Origin of the sequence: Streptomyces sp. NBC_00239 (genome assembly GCF_036194065.1) — a bacterium.
Lineage (GTDB): Bacteria > Actinomycetota > Actinomycetes > Streptomycetales > Streptomycetaceae > Streptomyces.
Window position 1 is genome coordinate 4,481,430 of record NZ_CP108095.1, and the last position, 20,165, is coordinate 4,501,594.

23 protein-coding genes are annotated in these 20,165 nt (G+C 73.2%); 18 read left to right on the top strand and 5 right to left on the bottom strand.

The features are described 5' to 3' along the window. Window positions 1-48 precede the first annotated feature (48 nt). The 8 genes from OG764_RS19835 to ygfZ all read left to right on the top strand — a co-directional run bounded on the left by OG764_RS19835 (window position 49) and on the right by ygfZ (window position 5,364). Window positions 49-756, top strand: a complete 708-nt coding sequence (locus OG764_RS19835) for an LmeA family phospholipid-binding protein (RefSeq protein WP_328969748.1) — start codon at window positions 49-51, stop codon at window positions 754-756. 255 nt (window positions 757-1,011) lie between these two features. Then, window positions 1,012-1,095: a putative leader peptide gene (locus OG764_RS41755; RefSeq protein ID WP_372482430.1), complete on the top strand. Its 84-nt coding sequence runs from the start codon at window positions 1,012-1,014 to the stop codon at window positions 1,093-1,095. 184 nt (window positions 1,096-1,279) lie between these two features. Then, a complete protein-coding gene (locus OG764_RS19840) occupies window positions 1,280-2,125 on the top strand; it encodes a sulfurtransferase (protein WP_328969749.1) in 846 nt (281 codons plus the stop codon). 94 nt (window positions 2,126-2,219) lie between these two features. Beyond that, complete coding sequence (locus OG764_RS19845; RefSeq protein WP_328969750.1) at window positions 2,220-2,510, top strand: DUF1416 domain-containing protein; 291 nt, start codon at window positions 2,220-2,222, stop codon at window positions 2,508-2,510. A 157-nt stretch (window positions 2,511-2,667) separates the two neighbouring features. Next, a complete protein-coding gene (locus tag OG764_RS19850; RefSeq protein ID WP_328969751.1) occupies window positions 2,668-2,943 on the top strand; it encodes a DUF3099 domain-containing protein in 276 nt (91 codons plus the stop codon). Between the two features lie 292 nt (window positions 2,944-3,235). Beyond that, entirely contained in the window at window positions 3,236-3,808 is a 573-nt protein-coding gene (locus OG764_RS19855) for an FABP family protein (RefSeq protein ID WP_328969752.1), read from the top strand. A 133-nt stretch (window positions 3,809-3,941) separates the two neighbouring features. Further along, a complete protein-coding gene (locus OG764_RS19860) occupies window positions 3,942-4,379 on the top strand; it encodes a Fur family transcriptional regulator (RefSeq protein WP_328969753.1) in 438 nt (145 codons plus the stop codon). 19 nt (window positions 4,380-4,398) lie between these two features. Continuing rightward, on the top strand, window positions 4,399-5,364 hold the full coding sequence (gene ygfZ / locus OG764_RS19865; RefSeq protein ID WP_328969754.1) for a CAF17-like 4Fe-4S cluster assembly/insertion protein YgfZ: 966 nt from the start codon (window positions 4,399-4,401) through the stop codon (window positions 5,362-5,364). Window positions 5,365-5,496: 132 nt separating this feature from the next. On the opposite strand, the gene dtd is transcribed toward ygfZ, so the two are convergent. After that, window positions 5,497-5,922 carry a D-aminoacyl-tRNA deacylase gene (gene dtd, locus OG764_RS19870; RefSeq protein WP_328969755.1) on the bottom strand — a complete coding sequence of 142 codons (426 nt, stop codon included), beginning with the start codon at window positions 5,920-5,922 and terminating at the stop codon, window positions 5,497-5,499. A 126-nt stretch (window positions 5,923-6,048) separates the two neighbouring features. Here dtd and OG764_RS19875 point away from each other — a divergent pair, with 126 nt between their 5' ends. The 8 genes from OG764_RS19875 to OG764_RS19910 all read left to right on the top strand — a co-directional run bounded on the left by OG764_RS19875 (window position 6,049) and on the right by OG764_RS19910 (window position 12,649). Then, a complete protein-coding gene (locus OG764_RS19875; RefSeq protein ID WP_328969756.1) occupies window positions 6,049-6,717 on the top strand; it encodes an RsiG family protein in 669 nt (222 codons plus the stop codon). A gap of 87 nt (window positions 6,718-6,804) precedes the next feature. Further along, entirely contained in the window at window positions 6,805-8,160 is a 1,356-nt protein-coding gene (locus OG764_RS19880) for a GNAT family N-acetyltransferase (RefSeq protein ID WP_328969757.1), read from the top strand. A 497-nt stretch (window positions 8,161-8,657) separates the two neighbouring features. Continuing rightward, window positions 8,658-9,596 (top strand): sigma-70 family RNA polymerase sigma factor, encoded by a 939-nt coding sequence (locus OG764_RS19885; protein ID WP_328969758.1) that lies wholly within the window; start codon window positions 8,658-8,660, stop codon window positions 9,594-9,596. A gap of 121 nt (window positions 9,597-9,717) precedes the next feature. Next, window positions 9,718-10,497 (top strand): putative protein N(5)-glutamine methyltransferase, encoded by a 780-nt coding sequence (locus OG764_RS19890; protein WP_328969759.1) that lies wholly within the window; start codon window positions 9,718-9,720, stop codon window positions 10,495-10,497. Then, window positions 10,498-11,049, top strand: a complete 552-nt coding sequence (locus OG764_RS19895; RefSeq protein WP_328969760.1) for a hypothetical protein — start codon at window positions 10,498-10,500, stop codon at window positions 11,047-11,049. A gap of 57 nt (window positions 11,050-11,106) precedes the next feature. Then, window positions 11,107-11,556 (top strand): helix-turn-helix domain-containing protein, encoded by a 450-nt coding sequence (locus tag OG764_RS19900; RefSeq protein WP_328969761.1) that lies wholly within the window; start codon window positions 11,107-11,109, stop codon window positions 11,554-11,556. Window positions 11,557-11,579: 23 nt separating this feature from the next. Further along, window positions 11,580-12,176 carry a hypothetical protein gene (locus tag OG764_RS19905; RefSeq protein WP_328969762.1) on the top strand — a complete coding sequence of 199 codons (597 nt, stop codon included), beginning with the start codon at window positions 11,580-11,582 and terminating at the stop codon, window positions 12,174-12,176. 134 nt (window positions 12,177-12,310) lie between these two features. Then, window positions 12,311-12,649 carry a DUF2516 family protein gene (locus tag OG764_RS19910; protein WP_328969763.1) on the top strand — a complete coding sequence of 113 codons (339 nt, stop codon included), beginning with the start codon at window positions 12,311-12,313 and terminating at the stop codon, window positions 12,647-12,649. On the opposite strand, the gene OG764_RS19915 is transcribed toward OG764_RS19910, so the two are convergent. From OG764_RS19915 to OG764_RS19925, 3 genes are all read right to left on the bottom strand, one after another. Beyond that, window positions 12,631-13,893, bottom strand: a complete 1,263-nt coding sequence (locus tag OG764_RS19915; RefSeq protein WP_328969764.1) for a PP2C family protein-serine/threonine phosphatase — start codon at window positions 13,891-13,893, stop codon at window positions 12,631-12,633. The two genes, OG764_RS19910 and OG764_RS19915, sit on opposite strands and share 19 nt — an antisense overlap. Before the next feature lie 585 nt (window positions 13,894-14,478). After that, entirely contained in the window at window positions 14,479-15,522 is a 1,044-nt protein-coding gene (locus OG764_RS19920) for a C40 family peptidase (protein ID WP_328969765.1), read from the bottom strand. A 188-nt stretch (window positions 15,523-15,710) separates the two neighbouring features. Next, window positions 15,711-16,529 carry a class I SAM-dependent methyltransferase gene (locus OG764_RS19925; RefSeq protein WP_328969766.1) on the bottom strand — a complete coding sequence of 273 codons (819 nt, stop codon included), beginning with the start codon at window positions 16,527-16,529 and terminating at the stop codon, window positions 15,711-15,713. 318 nt (window positions 16,530-16,847) lie between these two features. On the opposite strand from OG764_RS19925, the gene mshA reads away from it, so the two are divergent. Together mshA and OG764_RS19935 are read left to right on the top strand one after the other, a co-directional pair. After that, window positions 16,848-18,230, top strand: a complete 1,383-nt coding sequence (gene mshA / locus OG764_RS19930; RefSeq protein ID WP_443055992.1) for a D-inositol-3-phosphate glycosyltransferase — start codon at window positions 16,848-16,850, stop codon at window positions 18,228-18,230. Beyond that, on the top strand, window positions 18,223-18,744 hold the full coding sequence (locus OG764_RS19935; RefSeq protein WP_328969767.1) for a YbjN domain-containing protein: 522 nt from the start codon (window positions 18,223-18,225) through the stop codon (window positions 18,742-18,744). Before mshA ends, OG764_RS19935 begins: the two co-directional genes overlap by 8 nt. On the opposite strand, the gene OG764_RS19940 is transcribed toward OG764_RS19935, so the two are convergent. Next, window positions 18,716-20,038 (bottom strand): MDR family MFS transporter, encoded by a 1,323-nt coding sequence (locus OG764_RS19940; RefSeq protein WP_328969768.1) that lies wholly within the window; start codon window positions 20,036-20,038, stop codon window positions 18,716-18,718. The genes OG764_RS19935 and OG764_RS19940 overlap by 29 nt on opposite strands. Between the last annotated feature and the right edge of the window lie 127 nt (window positions 20,039-20,165).

Here is a 20,165-nt window from a genome sequence, read left to right on the forward strand (position 1 = left end):
GGCCGGCCCCCCGCGCACATCACGCTCAGGCATTTCAGGGGGGAAGCCGTGCGCATACCGCGTGTTCTGCGTGTCCTGCTCGTCATCGGGGTGGTCCTGGCGGGCCTGCTCGTCGGCGCCGACCGGTTCGCGGAGAACTGGGCCGAGGGCCGGATCGAGGAGCAGGTCCGGCTCGACCGGGGGGCCCGGGCCGGTGACATCGAGGTCGACATCGCCGGGTTCCCGTTCCTGACCCAGGCGGTGTCCGACCGGCTTGACCGGGTGGACGCCGTGCTGAGCGGGGTCGAGACCCGCAGCAGCTCCGGCCGGCCGGTGCGGATCACCCGGATCGACGCCCGGTTCCACGACGTCCGCCTGGACGACGGCTGGTCCGGCGGCACGGCGTCCCGGGTCGACGGCGAGATGTTCCTCTCGTACGAGGACCTGACGCGGGCCGCGCCCCTCGGGGTCACGGTCGGCTACGGCGGCGCCCCCGGCACGGTGAAGGTGACCGCCTCGATCGGCATCTTCGGCCGCAGCCTCTCGCGTAGCGTGGTCTCCAAGGTCACGCTCCTGGACGGCAGTTCGGTCCGCGTGCGGGCCGCGGAGGTGCCCGGCGAGGGCTTCCCGGGGCTGGCCGGGCTGATCCGTTCCAAGACGGACTTCGACCGCAGGATCGAAGGCCTGCCGACGGGCCTGAGGCTCACCGGGGTGACCACGTCCGCGGACGGCGTACGGGCCACCCTGGCCGGCCGGGACGTCCTCCTCGGCGACTGAGGCGGGGCCCGCGGCGCCGGGCCCCCGCATGCTCCGCCGGGGTCCCGGTGGAGGGCTCGCGGAGGTCTGCGGAACGGCTCCGGCCGCATAGTGAGACAGAGTGGTCCGCACCGTAGATGAACAGGGCTCCGAGGCGGCCCCGGCGGCCCCGGACGGCAGCGGAATCCGAATTCCATCCCACTATTCGGACGATCCTGTCTCGATATATGACACAACGGTGACAGGCCCGCCGATTCGTCCCTACGATCCATGACTATGAAGCGACAGCAGGCGGACCTCACGAAGCGGCGGGCAGTAGACCTGTGCCGCGTCGCCGCCATGCTCTGTCGCTCGATGTGAGCGCAGCCGCTCCCACTCGGCCGCACGCCGGCCCTTCCCGCGTGACCGCACCCGCCTCCCGCCCCTCCGCCTCCCCGCGCAGGACGATCGAGCGCACCCCGGCTTCACGCAGCAGCAGCACCCACGCAGCAGCACCCGCAGCAACTGCACCACCTCGCCGCACACTGCCCCGGAGGAGAACACCATGAGCCGCAGCGACGTCCTCGTAGACGCCGACTGGGTCGAGGCCCACCTGGACGACGCGAACGTCGTCATCGTCGAGGTCGACGAAGACACGTCCGCGTACGACAAGAACCACATCAAGAACGCCGTCCGGATCGACTGGAAGCAGGACCTCCAGGACCCGGTCCGCCGCGACTTCGTGGACCAGGAGGGCTTCGAGAAGCTCCTCTCGGCGAAGGGCATCTCCAACGACGACACCGTCGTCCTCTACGGCGGCAACAACAACTGGTTCGCGTCGTACGCCTACTGGTACTTCAAGCTCTACGGCCACGGCAGCGTGAAGCTCCTCGACGGCGGCCGCAAGAAGTGGGAGCTCGACTCCCGCGACCTGGTCGACGGCTCCGAGGTCCCGCAGCGCCCGGCCACCGCGTACAAGGCGCAGGCCCAGGACACCTCGATCCGCGCGTTCCGCGACGACGTCGTGGCCGCGATCGGCTCCCTGAACATCGTCGACGTCCGCTCGCCCGACGAGTTCTCCGGCAAGCTGCTCGCCCCGGCGCACCTCCCGCAGGAGCAGTCGCAGCGCCCGGGCCACGTGCCCAGCGCCCGCAACATCCCGTGGTCGAAGAACGCCAACGACGACGGCACCTTCAAGTCGGACGAGGAGCTCGTCGCCCTCTACCAGGCCGAGCAGGTCGACCTGGCGAAGGACACCATCGCGTACTGCCGCATCGGCGAGCGCTCCGCGCTGACCTGGTTCGTGCTGCACGAGCTGCTCGGCCAGGAGAACGTCAAGAACTACGACGGCTCGTGGACCGAGTACGGCTCCCTCGTCGGCGTGCCGATCGAGCTCGGCGCCAACAAGTAATTCCGGGCACCGTGATACGCCGCGGCACGCAGTACGCACTGCGCGGCCGCGGCGGGCAAGACCCGCAGGACCTTCTCTAGGACAGGACAGAGACATGTGTGGAGCGCAGGCCGGCGGCCCGGACGCATCGACGATCAAGCCCGGTGAGACCACCATCCAGGGCCAGGTGACCAAGGACGGCGAGCCCGTCACCGGTTACGTGCGACTGCTGGACCAGGGCGGCGAGTTCACCGCCGAGGTTCCGACCTCGGCCACCGGACAGTTCCGCTTCTACGCGGCCGAGGGCGAGTGGACCCTGCGTGCGCTGGTGCCGGGCGGCACCGCGGACCGCAAGGTCGTGGTCGTGGAGACCGGCGGCGTGACGGACGTCGCGATCGCCGTCTGAGACCGCCCCTCGGGCAGCACCGCATGACCGGCCGAAGGGCCGCACCCCAGGGGGTTGGACGCCACTGGAACGGGGTGCGGCCCTTCGTGCCGTCCGGGGCCCGCACGGCGGCCCGCCACGAGGTTCGGATCCGGCGGGCCGGGCCTACCCTGAAGGTATGTACGCCCGGCGGCGCCGCGCCTACTTCCTGCTGATGGGCGGATGCCTCGTCCTCTTCGTGTCCGCCTGGGCCTTCGTGCGCCTGTGGTCGGTCGAGGCGGCGGTGGCCATGTGCGTGGTGGCGATGCTCATCCCGCCGGTCGCGGCGATGATCGCGAACCGGCGCGGCCCGGAAGACCGCTGGTGGGACGACCCCTCGGGCGACCCGCAGTCCGACGAGTGGTGGGACGAACTCGACGGCAAGCGCCGCCCCGGCAGGGATGCCGAACCGTAGGGACACCCCCTGGCAGCCCACCTCACAGAGAGCGTCGGTCCCCGGACCAGTAGGCTTGGGGACCGGCCCGTACCTCCCGCCGGCTCCGTCCGGGGGGACCCCACGAATCCTCCGAGGAGCACCCCGTGCTTGAGGCAGTCTTCACCTCCCTGCTGGTCCTGGTCTGCGTCGGCGTTCTCGCCTTCTCCGGTCTGGCCGTGAAGAAGCTGTACCAGGGCCAGCGCTGAGCGTCTGACCGCCCCGGACCCCTCGCCCACCCACCGCACCCGACAGATCGACAGAGCTGCCACCCATGATCCAGATCCCGTCCGACCTGAACCCGGGCCTCGTCCCGCTCGCCTTCCTCCTCGGCACCTGGGAAGGCGCGGGAGTCTTCGACTTCCCCGGTGAGGAGAAGTGCAACTTCGGCCAGGAGGTCGTCTTCAGCCACGACGGCCGGGACTTCCTGGAGTACACCTCGCGCAGCTGGGTCCTCGACGCCGACGGCAACAAGGTGCGGCCGCTGGAGTCCGAGTCCGGCTACTGGCGCATCGACAAGGACCGCAACGTCGAGGTCGTCATGGTGCGCGACCAGGGCGTGGTGGAGATCTGGTACGGGCAGCTCGCCGATCAGAAGCCGCAGATCGACCTGGCCACGGACGCGGTCGCCCGCACCGCCGCCTCGGGCCCGTACAGCGGCGGCAAGCGCCTCTACGGCTACGTCAAGAGCGACCTGATGTGGGTGGGCGAGAAGGCCACCCCCGAGGTCGAGCTGCGCCCGTACATGTCGGCCCAGCTGAAGAAGGTCGTCACCCCCGAAGAGGTCGCCGAGATGGCCCGCAACCTCCCGGACATGCCGGACGACGGCATCGCCTTCTTCCGCTAGACCGCCTGCGTTCCGCCAGACCGCCCGTGCCGCACCGCGCACGCGCGACCACGCCTCGGAGCCCCCGGCAGCCGCCGGGGGCTCCGTCGCGTTCGGCCGCCCCGGGATTGACGGGCGAGCTTAGACTGGCGGCGTGGTGACTACCGACTGGAAGAGCGACCTGCGGCAGCGCGGCTACCGGCTGACGCCGCAGCGGCAGCTTGTGCTCGAAGCGGTCGACGCACTGGAGCACGCGACGCCGGACGCGATCCTCGTCGAGGTCCGTAAGACGGCCTCCGGGGTGAACATCTCCACCGTGTACCGGACGCTGGAGCTGCTGGAGGAACTGGGGCTCGTCTCGCACGCGCACCTCGGGCACGGCGCTCCCACCTACCACCTCGCCGACCGGCACCACCACATCCACCTGGTGTGCCGGGACTGCACCGAGGTCATCGAGGCGGACGTCGAGGTCGCGGCGGACTTCACGGCGAAGCTGCGCGAGACGTTCGGGTTCGACACCGACATGAAGCACTTCGCGATCTTCGGGCAGTGCCGGGACTGCGCTGCCGGGCCCCGGACGGACCCGTCGTAGGCAGTCGTACGCTTGGTCCATGACCAGCCCTTTGCTTGCCCTGCCCGGCGCCGTGGCGGCCGAAGGCCGTGACGAAGACGTCGCCGCCCATTACGGTGATCTGTTCCGAGAGCAGCGCTCTCTCGCCGACGGCCGGGGTTTCGTCGACCTCTCCCACCGCGGTGTCGTCGCCGTCTCCGGTCCGGAACGGCTCAGCTGGCTGCACCTGCTGCTCACCCAGCACGTCACCGACCTGCCCGCGGGCCAGGCCACCGAGGCGCTGATCCTCTCCGCCAACGGCCACATCGAGCACGCCCTGTACCTCGTTGACGACGGCGAGACGGTGTGGGCGCACGTGGAGCCCGGCACCCAGAAGGACCTCATCGGCTACCTGGAGGCGATGAAGTTCTTCTACCGCGTCGAGGTCGCCGACCGCACCGACGACTTCGCCGTGGTCCACCTGCCGGCCGGCTCCATCGCCGAGGTGCCCGAGCACCTGGTCGTACGGGAGACCCCGTACGGGCGCGACGTGTTCCTGCCGCGCGGCGAGCTGGCGGCCTTCGCCGGTACGCACGGCCCCGCCGCCGGACTCCTCGCGTACGAGGCGCTGCGCGTCGAGGGGCACCGGCCGCGGCTCGGCCTGGAGACCGACCACCGCACCATCCCGCACGAGCTGGGCTGGATCGGCACCGCCGTGCACCTTCAGAAGGGCTGCTACCGCGGCCAGGAGACCGTCGCGCGCGTCCACAACCTGGGGAAGCCGCCGCGCCGGCTGGTCTTCCTGCACCTGGACGGCAGCGAGGTGCTGCTGCCCGGCCACGGCACGCCGGTGCGGCTGGCCGCGGACGGCGCCGAGGGCCGCCAGCTCGGTTTCATCACCACCGCGGCCCGCCACCACGAGCTCGGGCCGATCGCGCTCGCGCTGGTCAAGCGGAACGTCCCGGTGGACGCCCCGCTGCTGGCCGGCACGACGGCCGCCGCCCAGGAGGTCGTGGTCGCGCCGTAGCCGGGCCGCGGCCACCGGCCCGAAGCCGCGGCCACCGGCCCGAAGCCGCGGCCGCCGGCCCGAAGCCGCGGCCGCCGGCCCGTTCCGGCACCCTTCCGGTATCCGAACGGGTCCCGGAAGGGACCCCGCGCCCTAGACCTCGATCAGGACCGTGAACGGGCCGTTGTTCGTCAGCGAGACGCGCATGTCCGCACCGAACCGGCCCGTCTCCACCGTCGCGCCCAGCGCCCGCAGTTCCGCCACGACCGCGTCCACCAGCGGCTCGGCGACCTCGCCGGGAGCCGCCGCGTTCCACGTGGGCCGGCGGCCCTTGCGGGCGTCTCCGTAGAGGGTGAACTGGGAGATCACCAGCAGCGGCGCGGCCACGTCGCTACAGGACTTCTCGCCCTCCAGGATCCGCACCGACCACAGCTTCCGGGCCAGTTGGGCGGCCTTCTCGGGGGTGTCCTCGTGCGTCGCGCCCACCAGGACGCACAGCCCCTCGCCGACGATCTCGCCGACGGTCTCTCCGGCGACGGTCACGGCCGCCCCGTCCACTCGCTGAACCACTGCTCGCATACCCCTTGTGTAGCAGGCGTGCACCCGTCCGGGGCCGATCGGGTGGAGTGCGACTGCATCGGCACCACGGAGAGTGGCACGATGCACGCAGGCGGTGTACCGCACGGGTCGAGGGGACAGATTCGCATGAACACTTCAGGTGCCGGGCAGCCTCAGGGACCGGCTGCCGTGAACGCCCCGACGGCCCTCCGGCCCCCTCTGCAGCGCACCGCGGACGCGGACCGGGCGCCCGACGGGACGCCGGGCGGCGGCCTCACAGTCGGCGGCCGGTCCGGCGGGCACGGGCACGGGCATGGGCCTGGGCAAGGACAAGCGCACGCGCTCGGCCTCGGCGGGCTGCGGCTGCCGGAGCTGCGCACGCTGCGCCGCGAGGCCCAGCGAGACGAGGCCGACCTCAGCTACGTACGGCGGCTGTTGCAGGGCCGCATCGACATCCTGCGGGCCGAGGTGGCCCGGCGGGCCGACCCGGAGGCGCCCGTCGTGGACCGGCTCTCGGAGATCCTCGCCGACGCCCCCTCCACGCGCAGCGCCTCGGCCCGGCACGTCACGCTCGGCACTCCGCACAGCGAGGAGTACCGGATGCTGGCCGCCGAGATGCTCTCCGACGTCGAACTGTCCGACCTGGCGGCCCGTACGGACGAGGAGCTGCACGACGCGATGGCCCGGCTGGTGGGCTACGAGCACCAGGTGTCGCGGCGCCGGCAGCAGCTCCAGCACACCACGGACGACTGCAGCGCGGAGATCACCCGCAGGTACCGGGAGGGCGAGGCACAGGTCGACGACCTGCTCGCCTGACCTCCCGTACGGGCGGGGCCGGGCCGCCGTCCCGGCGCCGCGAAATTCGGGTGACGGCCCGGCGGGGGCGGTCGTAGCGTGGTGCGAATGAGCGCCCCCGGCACCTCCCTGCCTCCTGCCGTCCCCGTGCCTGCCGCGGCCTCCGTGCCCCCGGCTGACTCCGCGCCTCCTGCCGACCCCGCGCCCCCCGCCGTCGACGTCCGTGTGATCGCCGAGTCCGAGCTCCGTACGTGGCTGACGGCGGCCCAGGTGGGATTCCTCAGCCCGCCCGGGGTCACGGACGAAGAGGCCGTCCAGCGCGCCAAGTACTTCGACATGAGCCGCATCCAGGGAGCCTTCGAACCGGACGGCGGGCGCTGCGTCGCCACCTTCCGCTCGTTCCGGCAGAAGCTCACCGTGCCCGGCGGGGCCGAAGTGCCCGCGGACGCCGTGTCGCGGGTGACCGTGCTGCCCACGCACCGCCGCCGCGGCCTGCTGCGCCGGATGATGGAGACCGACCTGCGGGCCGCGCACGAGCGCGGCGACGTCCTGGCCACGCTGGTGGCGGCCGAGTACCCGATCTACGGCCGGTACGGCTTCGGCCCCGCGACCTCCCTGACGGAGTGGGCGATCGACGTGTCGCGCACCGGCCTCGACCCGCGCCGCACCGGCCGCCCCGCGTGCGGCGGCCGCATCGACTTCGCCGACCCCTCGGAGGTACGGGCCGTCGGCCCCGCCCTGCACGAACGGCTGCGGGCCGCCCGGCACGGCGTCATCGACCGGGACTCCCGCTGGTGGAGCCTGAACACCGGCCTGGAGCGGCTGCCCGGCCGCCCGTGGACCGAGCCGTTCTCCGTCGTCTACCGGTCGCCCGCGGGCGAGGTGGAGGGCCTGGCCGTCTACACGGCCGACGACCGCTGGGGCGACGCGAAGGTCCCGCAGAACACCGCCACCGTCAAGGACCTGATCGCGCTCACCCCCGCCGCCGAGCGGGCCCTGTGGCACTACCTGTGCTCCATCGACTGGATCGCGACCGTCCGGACCGGCTACCGGGCGCCCGACGACCTGCTCCCGGACCTGTTCCCGAACCCGCGCGCCGCCTCGGTCGTCACGCACGCCGACTGGCTGTGGGTGCGGCTGCTGGACGTCGTACGGGCCCTGGAGGCGCGTACGTACGAGGTGCCCGGCACGCTGGTGTTGGAGGTCGAGGACGCGGACGGGTGGGCCGCGGGGCGCTACCGGGTGGCCGTGGGCCCGGACGGGGCCGCCGTGTGCACGCGCACCGGCGATCCGGCGGAACTGCGGCTGGGCGTTGCCGAGCTGGGGGCGCTGTACCTGGGGGACGGGTCCGCCGTGCGCCTGGCCGCGCTCGGGCGCCTGTCCGAGCTGGTGCCGGGCGCCGCCGCCCGCACCGACACCCTCTTCCACACCCCCCGCCGCCCTTGGTGCCCCGACCTCTTCTGACCCCCTACCGGCTGCCGCCGCCCCTACCGGCTGCCGCCGCTACCGGCTGCCAATGCGCGACCGCTTGGGCGGCCACCTCCAGCCCGGCCCTGCGGGTGCAACCCCAGCCTTACCGCGCCTGTGGGTGTAACCCCCAGCTTCGCCGACGCCCTGGGGACAATCCCGTCCTTGCCGGCTGCCCGAGGGGCAACACCCAGCCTCGCCGGCGTTTGAGGCGCGGGTCCGGGCGGAGCCCGGTACCCGGCGGAGCCGGGTTGCAGTCTTGGGGCTCCGCCCCAAACCCCGCGCCTCAAACGCCGGCGGGGCTGGGAATTGCGCCTCAGCGCACCGGGGAGGCTGGGGCGGGCTGCGCCCAGGCTCCGCCTCGAACGCCGGCGGGGCTGGGGGTTGGCCGCGAGGTGGGCTTGGACGGTGGCGGGCGTTGTCACATCGGTGGGGGCCAGTGCGTCAGAGGGGTGTACGGCGGAGCGATCGACCACACGACGCGGGAGCGGACCATGCAGGAGCGGACGACGGCGGCGCACGAGCGCGACTACCTGGCGGCCAGGTTCGAGGAGAACCGGGGCCACCTGCGAGCCGTGGCCTACCGGATGCTCGGCTCGGTGAGCGAAGCCGAGGACGCGGTCCAAGAGGCCTGGCTACGGATGGACCGCACCGACACCACCGATGTCGACAACCTCGGTGGCTGGCTGACGACCGTCGTCGGTCGCGTCTGCCTCGACCAGCTGCGCCGCCGCGCCTCCCGCCGCGAGGAGCCGCTGGACGGCTCCCCGACCGGCTACGGCGAGGCACCCGTACGGGTGCCCGAGCCGGTGCTCGGCCCGCTGGACCCCCCGCCCGGCCCGGAACAGGACGCGCTGATCGCGGACTCGGTGGGCCTCGCCCTGCTGGTGGTCCTGGAACAGCTCGCCCCGGCCGAGCGCCTGGCGTTCGTGCTGCACGACATGTTCGGGATGCCCTTCGAGGAGATCGCCCCCGTCGTGGACCGGACCCCCGCCGCGACCCGGCAGCTCGCCAGCCGGGCCCGGCGGCGGGTCCGGGGCGGCGCGCCCACCCCCGACGCCGACCTCGCCGTCCAGCGGGAGGCCGTCTCCGCCTTTCTCGCCGCCTCGCGCGAGGGTGACTTCGAGGGACTCCTGACCGTCCTGGACCCGGACGTACTGCTGCGCGTGGACCTCGGCCCGGGCTCCGGCGGCGCCTCCAAGCTGCTGCGCGGCGCGGCGGCGGTGGCCCGGCAGGCCCTCACCTTCGCGAAGCTGGGCGCCCTCGGGGTGCCCGCGATGGTCAACGGCGCGCCCGGGGTGGTCACGATGCCCGGCGGTAAGCCGGGGGCGGTGCTGGGCTTCACGGTCAGCGGCGGCCGCATCGTGGAGATCGACATCCTGGCCGACCCCGAGCGGCTGGCGCGGCTCGACCTGACGTTCCTCGACGCCTGACCCCGCCGCCCGGTCCGCCCGGCCCGCCCGGGCCCCCTTGCTGTTTCCGCAGTGCCCGCAGTACCCGCAGTACCCGCAGTACCCGCAGTGCCCGACAACGCTCCGAGTAGGGTGACCGTACGTGACGCTTTCCGATCTTTCTCCCGTGGTGACGGCCCTGCGCGCCGCCGGCTGTGTCTTCGCCGAGGACGAGGCCGAGCTGCTGGTTGCGGCCGCCGGGACATCCGAGGAACTCGACGCCCTGGTGGCGCGCCGGGTCATGGGCCATCCGCTGGAACACGTGGTCGGCTGGGCCGCGTTCTGCGGGCTGCGGATCGAGGTGGGCCCCGGGGTGTTCGTACCGCGGCGGCGCAGCGAGTTCCTGGTCGCGCAGGCGGCCGGGCTGGCCGGCCCCGGGTCGGTGGTCCTGGACCTGTGCTGCGGGGTCGGCGCGGTCGGCGCCGCGGTCGCCGCCGCCACCCCGGGGGTGGAGCTGCACGCCGCGGACATCGAGCCGGAGGCCGTCCGGTACGCGCGGCGCAACGTCGCGGCGGCGAGCGGCCGGGTCCACGAGGGCGACCTGTACGCGGCGCTGCCGCCGGGGCTGCGCGGCCGGGTGGACGTCCTCGTGGTCAACGCGCCGTACGTGCCCACCGGGGAGATCGGGCTGCTCCCGCCGGAGGCGCGCGAGTACGAGCCGCTGGTGGCGCTGGACGGGGGCGCGGACGGGCTCGCGGTGCAGCGGCGGGTGGCGGCGGGCGCGCCCGGGTGGCTGGCGCCGGGCGGCCGGCTGCTCATCGAGACGAGCGGCCGTCAAGCTCCGCAGACGGCGGACGCGTTCGTGCGCGCCGGGCTGGCGGTGCGGGTGGTCTCATCTGAGGAGTACGCGGCGCACGTGGTGATCGGCACGAAGGAGAAGTAGTTGCACAGCATCGAGTTCTTCGTCTGTCCGCAGCGGGTGGACTGGACGGAGGAGGATCCGGTCGGCGACTGGCTGTGGGGGATCCGGGTGGACGGGGTCGACCTGCGGGCGGTGGCCGCGGACGCCACGCGGGAGCGGTGGACGGCGGAGCTGGCCGAGAGCGAGCCGGACCTGACGGACGCGGCGCGGGAGCGCATCGTGCTGGGGCAGCACGCCGGGCTGTCCGAGGAGGACCTGGTCTCGCCGGCCGACCACTTCACGGGCCGGTCCGCCGAGTGGTTCGCCGAGGCGGGCGACGACCGGACGGTGCTGCTGGGCTGCCGGTGCGGGGTGTGGGCGTGCTGGCCGCTGTGCGCGCGGCTCACGGTGGACGCGGACACGGTGACCTGGTCGGGCTTCCTGCAGCCGTACCGCCGCGAGGAGTGGGGCGAGCTCCCGATCGGGCCGTACGTCTTCGAACGGACGGCGTACGAGAAGGCCCTCGCGCACCCGACCCGGCTGACGTCGGACCCGCTGGCCGAGGCGCTCCGCGAGCCGGACGAGGACGCGTAGGAAGCCTTTTGCAAGCGTCTGCTTGCAAAAGTTAGCAAGGTGGGGGAGGATCGGCGCATGGGAACGCTCAACGTCGGCAATCTCGGCGAGTACCTGCGGGAGCAGCGCCGCCAGGCACAGCTCTCGCTGCGGCAGCTGGCCGACGCGGCGGGCGTCTCGAACCCGTACCTCAGCCAGATCGAGCGGGGGCTGCGCAAGCCGAGCGCGGACATCCTCCAGCAGCTGGCCAAAGCGCTGCGGATCTCCGCCGAGACGCTGTACGTACGGGCCGGGATACTCGACGAGCGCGAGCCGGACGAGGTGGAGACCCGTGCCGCCATCCTCGCCGACCCGTCGATCAACGAACGGCAGAAGCAGGTGCTCCTGCAGATCTACGAGTCGTTCCGCAAGGAGAGCGCCCTGGAGACCGCTGCCGGCGACGGCGACGGCGGCGCAGCCCCCAGCGGTGACACCCCCGGTGGCACCGACGGCGACACCGATGGCGCGGACACCACGAAAACGAACTGAACTGCGATCCGGGAGGACCAGTCATGGCCATCACCGATGACCTGCGCAAGACCCTCACCGACCCCACTCCCCTCTACTTCGCCGCCGGTACGGCCGACCTCGCCGTGCAGCGGGCCAAGAAGGTGCCGGCGCTGATCGACCAGCTGCGGGCCGAGGCCCCGGCGCGCATCGACGCCGTGCGCAACACCGACCCCAAGGCGGTCCAGGAGAAGGCCAAGGAGGCCCAGGCCGCCGTCACGGCCAAGGTCACCGAGGTCATCGGCGCCTTCGACGCCGACCTGAAGAAGCTGGGCGAGCAGGCCCAGGACCTGGCGCTGCGCTCGGTCGGCGTGGCCGCCGAGTACGCGGTGCGCGCCAAGGAGACGTACGACAAGGTCGCCGAGCACGGCGAGCAGGCCGTGCGGCAGTGGCGCGGCGAGATGGCCGACGAGATCGTCGACATCGCCGACGCGGTCGACGCCGGGCCCCCGGCCGCGACCTCCGAGGCCGCCGCCGAGCCCGGGGCGTCCGAGGCGGCCGCCTCCGACGAGGCGCCGGCGAAGCCCGCCGCCCGGAAGACCGCCACCCGCAAGCCCGCCGCGAAGAAGGCCGCCCCGGCCGAGCCCGCGGACCAGAGCTGACCGGCTGACATGCGGCACGCGGACCGGGCACCCGGGCGGGGGTCCGGTTCGTTGGCCCGTCAGCGGGTAACTTGGCCGCTGGGCCGGGCGACGGCCCTGACGGTCCGATCCACGACGACGAAGCTGGTGCCGGGATGTTGATGCAGAAGTTCGACTCGCTCCTCGCGACGCTGCTGTACTTCGGCACGCTCGTGCCCGCCGTCATCGCGCTCGTCCTCGCCGCCACGTCCCGCGAGGACGCGTTCCGGGCCGCGGGCAAGCAGACCAAGCCGTTCTGGCTGATCATGCTCGGCATCACGGTCCTGGTGGACATGTTCCTCGGGATGCTGTTCCTGCAGATCGCCGGGCTGATCGCGACCATCGTCTTCTTCGTGGACGTGCGGCCGGCGCTGCGGCAGGTCTCGGGCGGCGGCCCGCGCCGCGGCGGCAGCAGCAGCGACGGCCCGTACGGTCCCTACAACGGCGGGCGCTGACCGCCCGCCACCCGGTCCAGCAGGACCACGGCCACGTCGTCCGTGAGCTCGCCGCCGTTGAGGCGGCGGGCCTCCGTGACGGCCGCCTCCAGCAGCGCCTCGCCGCTGAGCGCCCGCTCCAGGTGCCGGTTGATCATCTCGACCATGCCGTCCTGGCCCAGCCGCTCGCGGCCCTTGCCGATCCGGCCCTCGATCAGGCCGTCCGTGTAGAGCATCAGGCTCCAGGTGCCGCCCAGCTCGACCTGGCGGCGCGGCCAGCGGGCCCGCGGCAGCAGGCCGAGCGCCGGGCCGCTGTTCTCGTACGGGAGCAGCTGCGCGCGTCGGCCGGGACGGGCGATCAGCGGGGCCGGGTGGCCGGCCAGGCACAGTCCGGCGCGGCGGCCGTCGGGGGCGATGTCCACCGTGCAGAGCGTCGCGAAGATCTCCTCGTTGGGCCGCTCCACCTCCAGCACCTCCTGGAGGGTGGCGAGCAGCTCGTCGCCGCACAGCCCGGCCAGGGTGAGCGCCCGCCAGGCGATCCGCAGCTCCACGCCGAGCGCCGCCTCGTCCGGGCCGTGCCCGCAGACGTCGCCGATCATCGCGTGGACGGTGCCGTCCGGGGTGCGCACCGTGTCGTAGAAGTCCCCGCCGAGCAGCGCGCGGCTGCGGCCGGGGCGGTAGCGGGCCGCGAAGCGCAGGTCCGAGCCCTCCAGCAGCGGGGTGGGCAGCAGGCCGCGTTCCAGGCGGGCGTTCTCCTGGGCCCGCAGTTTCGATTCTGCAAGCTTGTACTGGGCGATGTCGGCACGCTTGCGCTCCACCGCGTACCGGATGGCGCGGCTCAGCAGCCGGCCGTCGAGCTCGTCCCGGTGGAGGTAGTCCTGGGCGCCGACCCGGACCGCCTCCGCGGCGCGCTCGGCGTCGGCCTCGGAGGTCAGGACGAGCACCGCGTGGCGCGGGGCGATCCGGAGCACCTGGCGCAGCGTGGCCAGCTCGTCGACGGCCGTGTCGGCGGCGGCGCCGGCCGGCAGGGACAGGTCGAGCAGGATGCAGTGCACGTCGTGCGTCAGCAGCCGCGCGGCCTCGGTGAGGTTGCGCGCGGTGCGGATCCGGATGCGGTTGCCCTCGCCGTCGAGCATCTCGGGGACGGTGAGGCCGCCGGCCGGGTCGTCCTCGATCACCAGCAGGGTAAGAGAGTGCGGGGGCAGACCGGCCTGACCGCTCTCCGCGGCCGGGGTATCCCTCTGCCGCGGTACGGGTACGGGCATCGTCTGGGTTCCTTCCCTCCCCCCGAGGGTGCGGTGGTGCGCGGAACGGCACCCCGCCAGACGGGGACCATAGCGTTACCGGCCGCGGAATCGGAATGGCGTGACGGGCCGGGCCGGTGGCATATGCCGAAATCCTGGGGGAAAGCTCGCGTACCGGGATGACGAACATCACGCCGGACACCGGGGCGATCCCTCCCCCGCCCGTGCCGACGCCGTTGCCGTTGCCGATGCCGCCGGCGCCTGAGGTGGTCCGCGGCCTGCGCGGGCCACATCCCAGCCCCGCCGGTGCTTGAGGCGGGCACTCGGGCAACTTCCAGCCTCGCCGGCGTTTGAGGCGCGGGGTCTGGGGCGGAGCCCCAGAAGGGCAACCCGGCTGACGCCGGGCACCGGGCTCCGCCCGGACCCGCGCCTCAAACGCCGGCGAGGCTGGAGGTCGCGCCCCAGGGCATCGGCGAGGCTGGAGGTTGCGCCCCAGGGCATCGGCGAGGCTGGAGGTTGCGCCCCAGGGCATCGGCGAGGCTGGAGGTCGCGCCCCAGCGCATCGGCAAGGCCGAGGTGGCCCCCGGGGCGTCGGGGGCGTGGGGGTTAGGCGTCCGGGCGGACCACCGCGCGGATCGGCATGGAGCCCGCGCCGGCGATCGTGATGTTCCGCCCCGGCCGCGGCGCATGCACCATCGCGCCGTCCCCTATGTACATGGCCACATGACTCGCATCGGCGAAGTAGATGATCAGATCGCCCGGCCGCATGTCCTTGACCGCCACCTTCGGCAACAGCCGCAACTGCTCCTGCGAGGTCCGCGGGATCGTCCGCCCCGCGGCCAGCCACGCCTGCGAGGTGAGCCCCGAGCAGTCGTACGAGTTCGGCCCCTCGTCGCCCCACCCGTACGGCTTGCCGATCTGCGCCGTCGCGTACTGCACGGCCCGCTTCCCGGCGTCGGTCGCCTTGCCGTTGACGTCCTTCAGGGCGCCCGTCTTGAGCCAGTCGTCCTGCGCCCGGTACTGGGCCTCGCGCTCCAACTGGAGCAGCCGGGCCTTCTCCTCGGCCTCCAGCCGGTTCTCCAGCAGTTCGGCGGCCTTGATCTTCTCGGCGACCCGCTTCTTCGCGGCGTCCTTCTTCAGCCGGTTGGCCTCGAGCGTCTGCCAGTGGACGCTGGCGTCCCTCGCGTACTGCTTCAAGTCGTTCTGCGTGCGGTCCAGTTCGCTGAGCATGCCCTTGGTGGCGCGCTCGCCCTGGCGGAGCAGGCCCGCGCTGTCGAGGAACTGGTTGGGGGTGGGGCTGAGCGCCAGCCGCGCGGCCGGCGGCAGCCCGCCGGTGCGGTACTGGGCCCGCGCCGCGGCACCCGCCCGGTTCTTCAGGTCGGCGATCCGCGCCTGCCCGGCGACGATCTGCTTGGCGAGGGCGACCAGCTGGTCCGACTGCCGCTTCGCCTCTTCCTCGGCGAGGTTGTACGCGTCCGTGGCCGCGGCGGCCTGGTGGTACAGGTCCTCTATCTCCTTGCGCACCTGCTCAAGGGCGGGACTCGGGGTCGGCTCCGGCTTCAGCGGCGCGGCATGCGCGAGCCCCGGGCTGCACAGCACGGCCATGGCGCAGATGAGAGTGAGTGCGGCGGCGCCGCGCCTTCGGTTCACTGTCCCCCCAGCGAAAGTTCCGGTCGTCAGAGGGCGACACAGCTGATTTACCGTCAGTAACTTGATGTCGCCTTCGGGATGGTGTCACGAGTCGGCGAATTGCGACACCCCCGCCCGGGCGCTTTGTGGACAACGACCCCAACGTGCGTCAGCGGTTCGCCTGTTCGTCCCCCGAAGGGGTTGCTCCGCTATCCGTCGGCAGGTCGCAGCGCGTCCCAGCGGACCGTCAGCTCGCCCTGCCGCCACCGCCGCGGGCCGTCGGCGAGAGGCCAGTCGACCGCCAGGGAACGTGCCGTACGGATCCACCGCTGCCGCGCGCCGAGCGAGGCGTACGGGGCCGCGGCCGCCCACGCCCGGTCGAAGTCGCGCAGGAAGGCGTGCACCGGCTCGCCCGGCACATTGCGGTGGATGAGCGCCTTAGGGAGCCGCTCGGCGAGGTCCGAGGGGCGCTCCAGGGAGCCCAGCCGGGTCGCGAACGTCACCGTGCGCGCCCCTTCGGGCCCCAACGCGACCCACACGTGGCGGCGTCCGATCTCGTCGCAGGTCCCCTCGACCAGCAGCCCGCCCGGGGCCAGCCGGGCGCACAGCCGTGCCCAGACCGCCGCCACCTGCTCCTCGTCGTACTGGCGCAGCACGTTCGCGGCCCGGATCAGGGCCGGCCGCTCGCCGCCGTCCAGCGGCACCTCGAAGCCGCCGTGCCGGAAGGACAGCCCGTCCCGCTCGTACGGCCGGGCGCCGGCGACCCGGGCCGGTTCGATCTCGATGCCGACCACCCGGACGGCCGGTGCGGCGGCCCGCAGCCGGGTCAGCAGTTCCACGGCGGTCCAGGGCGCCGCCCCGTAACCGAGGTCGACGGCGACCGGCGCGTCGGCGCGGCGCAGCGCGGCTCCGTGGGTGGCGGCGATCCAGCGGTCCATGCGGCGCAGCCGGTTCGGGTTGGTGGTCCCGCGCGTGACCGTGCCGACGGGGCGGCCGGGGGGAGGGGCGGGGGTGCTGCGGGGGGCCATGACGCCAGGGTATGCGGCCGCGCGGGCCGCCCCGGGCCCGCCCACCGCCCTGTCCCGGGCCGCCCTGCCTCGCGCCCCCGGCCTGCCCCTGCCTCGCGCCCGGCCCGCCTCCGTCTCGCCCCCGGCCCGGCCCCGCGCGGCCCCCGCACGCGCCGGTGACGGGCCCGTGCCTCCGCCATGCCCGTGCCGTGTACAGAAAAGTTCTGCACAGTGGAATGCGGGCGGCGTCCGTCGTGGTTGGAACCATCTAGGACGGAGACCGTCCCTTTTCCGCCATGCCCGGAGTGCCCGGAGCGCCCGAGCGAGAGGACCGCTCACGTGAGTCAGTACGTGTCCCGGCTCGGCGGCCTCGGCGGCCGGATCGCCGCCGGCCGCTCGACGTTCGCCGCCCCCCACCCGCCTCGGCTCCGGATCCCCGGGGGCCACCACCGCAAACCGCGCCGGGTGGCCATGCTCAGCGTGCACACCTCTCCCCTGCACCAGCCGGGCACCGGCGACGCGGGCGGGATGAACGTCTACATCGTGGAGCTGGCCCGCCGGCTGGCCGCGATCGGCATCGAGGTCGAGATCTTCACCCGGGCGACGGCGGGCGGGCTGCCCCCGGTGGTCGAGCTGGCGCCCGGTGTCCTCGTACGGCACGTGGACGCGGGCCCTTACGAGGGGCTCGCCAAGGAGGAGCTGCCGGCGCAGCTGTGCGCTTTCACGCACGGCGTGATGCAGGCCTGGGCGGGGCACCGGCCCGGCTACTACGACCTCGTCCACTCCCACTACTGGCTGTCGGGGCACGTCGGCTGGCTCGCCGCCGAGCGCTGGGGCGTGCCCCTCGTACACGCCATGCACACCATGGCGAAGGTCAAGAACGCGGCGCTGGCGGAGGGCGACACCCCCGAGCCGGCGGCCCGCGTGATCGGCGAGACCCAGATCGTGGCGGCCGCGGACCGGCTCATCGCCAACACGTCCGAGGAGGCCGACGAGCTCGTACGGCACTACGAGGCGGACCCGGGCAAGGTCGCGGTCGTCCACCCCGGGGTCAACCTGGACCGGTTCACGGTCGGCGACGGGCGGGCCGCGGCCCGGGCCCGGCTGGGGCTGCCGCAGGACGCGCTGATCCCGCTGTTCGCGGGGCGCATCCAGCCGCTGAAGGCCCCCGACGTACTGCTGAAGGCCGTCGCGGAGCTCGTCGCGCAGGATCCCTCGATGCGCAGGCGGCTGCTGGTGCCGGTGGTGGGCGGGCCCAGCGGCAGCGGCCTCGCCAAGCCGGAGGGCCTGCAGAAGCTGGCCGCCCGCCTCGGCATCGCCGACCTCGTGCGCTTCCAGCCGCCGGTGGACCAGGACCGGCTCGCCGACTGGTTCCGGGCGGCGTCCGTACTGGTCATGCCCTCGTACAGCGAGTCGTTCGGGCTGGTCGCCATAGAGGCGCAGGCGGCCGGCACCCCGGTGGTCGCGGCGGAGGTCGGCGGGCTGCCGGTGGCGGTCAACGACGGCGTCACGGGCTTCCTGGTCGCCGGGCACGACCCGGTCGACTACGCCACCGTGCTGCGCCGCTTCGCGGACGACCCGGCGCTGGCCGGGCGGATGGGCGCGGAGGCGGCCCGGCACGCGCAGTTCTTCGGCTGGGACACCGCCGCGAGCGGCACGGCCGACGTGTACACCGCGGCGATGCACGATCACCGCCGTCGCGTACGCTCGCTGCATGGCTGAGGCTGGGGTCACGCACGTCGAACGCGTCGAGCAGATCGCACGGATCGTCGAGAGCACGCTCGACGACGCCGAGCTGGAGTGGGAGCGCCCGGAGGCGGGCTCGTACGTCGTGAAGCTGCCGGGCACCCGGAAGCTGTCGACGACCTGCTCGCTGCTGATCGGCCGGCACTCGCTGTCCCTGAACGCCTTCGTGATCCGCCACCCGGACGAGAACGAGGCCGGCGTCCACCGCTGGCTGCTGGAGCGCAACCTGCGCCTGTACGGGGTGGGGTACGCCGTCGACCGGCTCGGTGACGTCTACCTGGTGGGCAAGCTGCCGCTGTCGGTGGTCACGCCGGAGGAGCTGGACCGGCTGCTGGGCTCGGTCCTGGAGGCCGCCGACGGAGCCTTCAACTCGCTGCTGGAGCTGGGCTTCGCGACGGCCATCCGCAAGGAGTACGCCTGGCGGGTCTCACGCGGCGAGTCGACCCGCAACCTGGACGCGTTCACACACCTGACGCAGCGCCCGTCCTGACGGGGGCCTCATCGGCGGCCGCCGTCCCGGCGGTCTCGACGGCCACCGGCTCGACCGTCCCCGGCTCGCAGACCACCGGCTCGGAGGCGGGCGACGGCGGCAGGTTGCGCATCAGGAGCCAGTAGCCCAGGCCCGCGACCGAGCCGAGGACGGCCGTCGAGCCCCACAGCCAGCCGGCGCCGAGGCGGTCGATCATCCCGCCCGCCATCAGCGGTGCGATCAGCGAGGCCACCGCCCAGGACATCGTGTAGACGCCCTGGTAGCGGCCGCGTCCGTGCACCGGGGAGAGGCGGACGACCAGGCCCATCTGGGTGGGGGAGTTCACGATCTCGGCCAGCGTCCACACGCACACCGTGAGCGCGTACACGGCGAGCGAGTCCGCGAAGGCCGTCAGCCCGAATCCGTACCCGGCGAGCAGGGCGGACACCACCAGCAGCCGCTGCGGGTCGCGGTGCTCGATGAAGCGGGTGACCGGGATCTGGAGGGCGACGATCAGCACGCCGTTGACGGCGATGACGAGCCCGTAGTCGGCGGGCGAGAAGCCGGCCGAGCCCATGGCCACGGGCAGGCCCACCGAGCCTTGGGTGAAGATCAGCGAGATCAGGAACGAGAGTCCGACGACACCCATGTAGCGGCCGTCGCGCAGCACCTCGCCGAGCCGGACGTCCGGCTCCTTGGCCGCCGCGCCCGCCGTCTTCTGCGGGCGGGACTCGGGCAGCTTCACGAAGACGATGACCGCGCACGCCAGCGTCAGGGCGGCCTCGCCGAGGAAGCCCGCGAGGTAGCTGTACTGGGCGATGAAGCCGGCGCCCGCGGCGCTGATCCCGAAGCCCAGGTTGATGGCCCAGTAGTTCAGCGCGAACGCCCGGACCCGGTCCTGCGGCCGCACGATGTCGGCCATCATCGCCTGCACCGCGGGCCGGGACGCGTTCGAGGCCATGCCGACCAGCAGGGCGACGCCGGCGATGGCCGCCGGGTGCTCCATGAAGCCGAGCAGCGCCACCGAGAACGCCGTCGAGGTCTGGGCGATCATCATCGTCGGGCGGCGCCCGAGCCGGTCCGTCATGACGCCCGCGACCAGCGAGGAGATGACCGCGCCCAGACCGTGCAGGGCGGCCACGAGTCCCGCGAAGGAGGCCGAATAGCCCCGGTCCAGGGTCAGGTACAACGCCATGAAGGTGGCGACGAAGGCCCCGAGCCGGTTGACGAGGGTGCTGGTCCACAGCCACCAGAACTCGCGGGGCAGGCCGGCGACGCTCTCGCGTGCGGCCCGCCGCAGACTGGCAACGGACATACGGAATCCCCCCGCGGAAGTAAGTGGTGCAGCAGCAGTCCGCACATTACGCCCGGGGGTCTGTCCACGCCACTGAATTGCCGCGTGCACGCCAGGTCCGGGGGGTGGACGCAGCGCGCGTCCGCTC

Excerpts from the sequence above, each read along its gene's own strand:
- OG764_RS19905 (WP_328969762.1), top strand. The coding sequence starts at position 11,580 with ATGGCCATCACCGATGACCTGCGCAAGACCCTCACCGACCCCACTCCC.
- OG764_RS19935 (WP_328969767.1), top strand. The coding sequence starts at position 18,223 with ATGGCTGAGGCTGGGGTCACGCACGTCGAACGCGTCGAGCAGATCGCA.
- OG764_RS41755 (WP_372482430.1), top strand. The coding sequence starts at position 1,012 with ATGAAGCGACAGCAGGCGGACCTCACGAAGCGGCGGGCAGTAGACCTG.
- OG764_RS19915 (WP_328969764.1), bottom strand. The coding sequence starts at position 13,893 with ATGCCCGTACCCGTACCGCGGCAGAGGGATACCCCGGCCGCGGAGAGC.
- OG764_RS19925 (WP_328969766.1), bottom strand. The coding sequence starts at position 16,529 with ATGGCCCCCCGCAGCACCCCCGCCCCTCCCCCCGGCCGCCCCGTCGGC.
- OG764_RS19875 (WP_328969756.1), top strand. The coding sequence starts at position 6,049 with ATGAACACTTCAGGTGCCGGGCAGCCTCAGGGACCGGCTGCCGTGAAC.
- dtd (WP_328969755.1), bottom strand. The coding sequence starts at position 5,922 with ATGCGAGCAGTGGTTCAGCGAGTGGACGGGGCGGCCGTGACCGTCGCC.
- OG764_RS19885 (WP_328969758.1), top strand. The coding sequence starts at position 8,658 with ATGCAGGAGCGGACGACGGCGGCGCACGAGCGCGACTACCTGGCGGCC.
- OG764_RS19845 (WP_328969750.1), top strand. The coding sequence starts at position 2,220 with ATGTGTGGAGCGCAGGCCGGCGGCCCGGACGCATCGACGATCAAGCCC.
- OG764_RS19880 (WP_328969757.1), top strand. The coding sequence starts at position 6,805 with ATGAGCGCCCCCGGCACCTCCCTGCCTCCTGCCGTCCCCGTGCCTGCC.
- OG764_RS19940 (WP_328969768.1), bottom strand. The coding sequence starts at position 20,038 with ATGTCCGTTGCCAGTCTGCGGCGGGCCGCACGCGAGAGCGTCGCCGGC.
- OG764_RS19855 (WP_328969752.1), top strand. The coding sequence starts at position 3,236 with ATGATCCAGATCCCGTCCGACCTGAACCCGGGCCTCGTCCCGCTCGCC.
- OG764_RS19900 (WP_328969761.1), top strand. The coding sequence starts at position 11,107 with ATGGGAACGCTCAACGTCGGCAATCTCGGCGAGTACCTGCGGGAGCAG.
- OG764_RS19850 (WP_328969751.1), top strand. The coding sequence starts at position 2,668 with ATGTACGCCCGGCGGCGCCGCGCCTACTTCCTGCTGATGGGCGGATGC.
- ygfZ (WP_328969754.1), top strand. The coding sequence starts at position 4,399 with ATGACCAGCCCTTTGCTTGCCCTGCCCGGCGCCGTGGCGGCCGAAGGC.
- OG764_RS19910 (WP_328969763.1), top strand. The coding sequence starts at position 12,311 with ATGTTGATGCAGAAGTTCGACTCGCTCCTCGCGACGCTGCTGTACTTC.
- OG764_RS19840 (WP_328969749.1), top strand. The coding sequence starts at position 1,280 with ATGAGCCGCAGCGACGTCCTCGTAGACGCCGACTGGGTCGAGGCCCAC.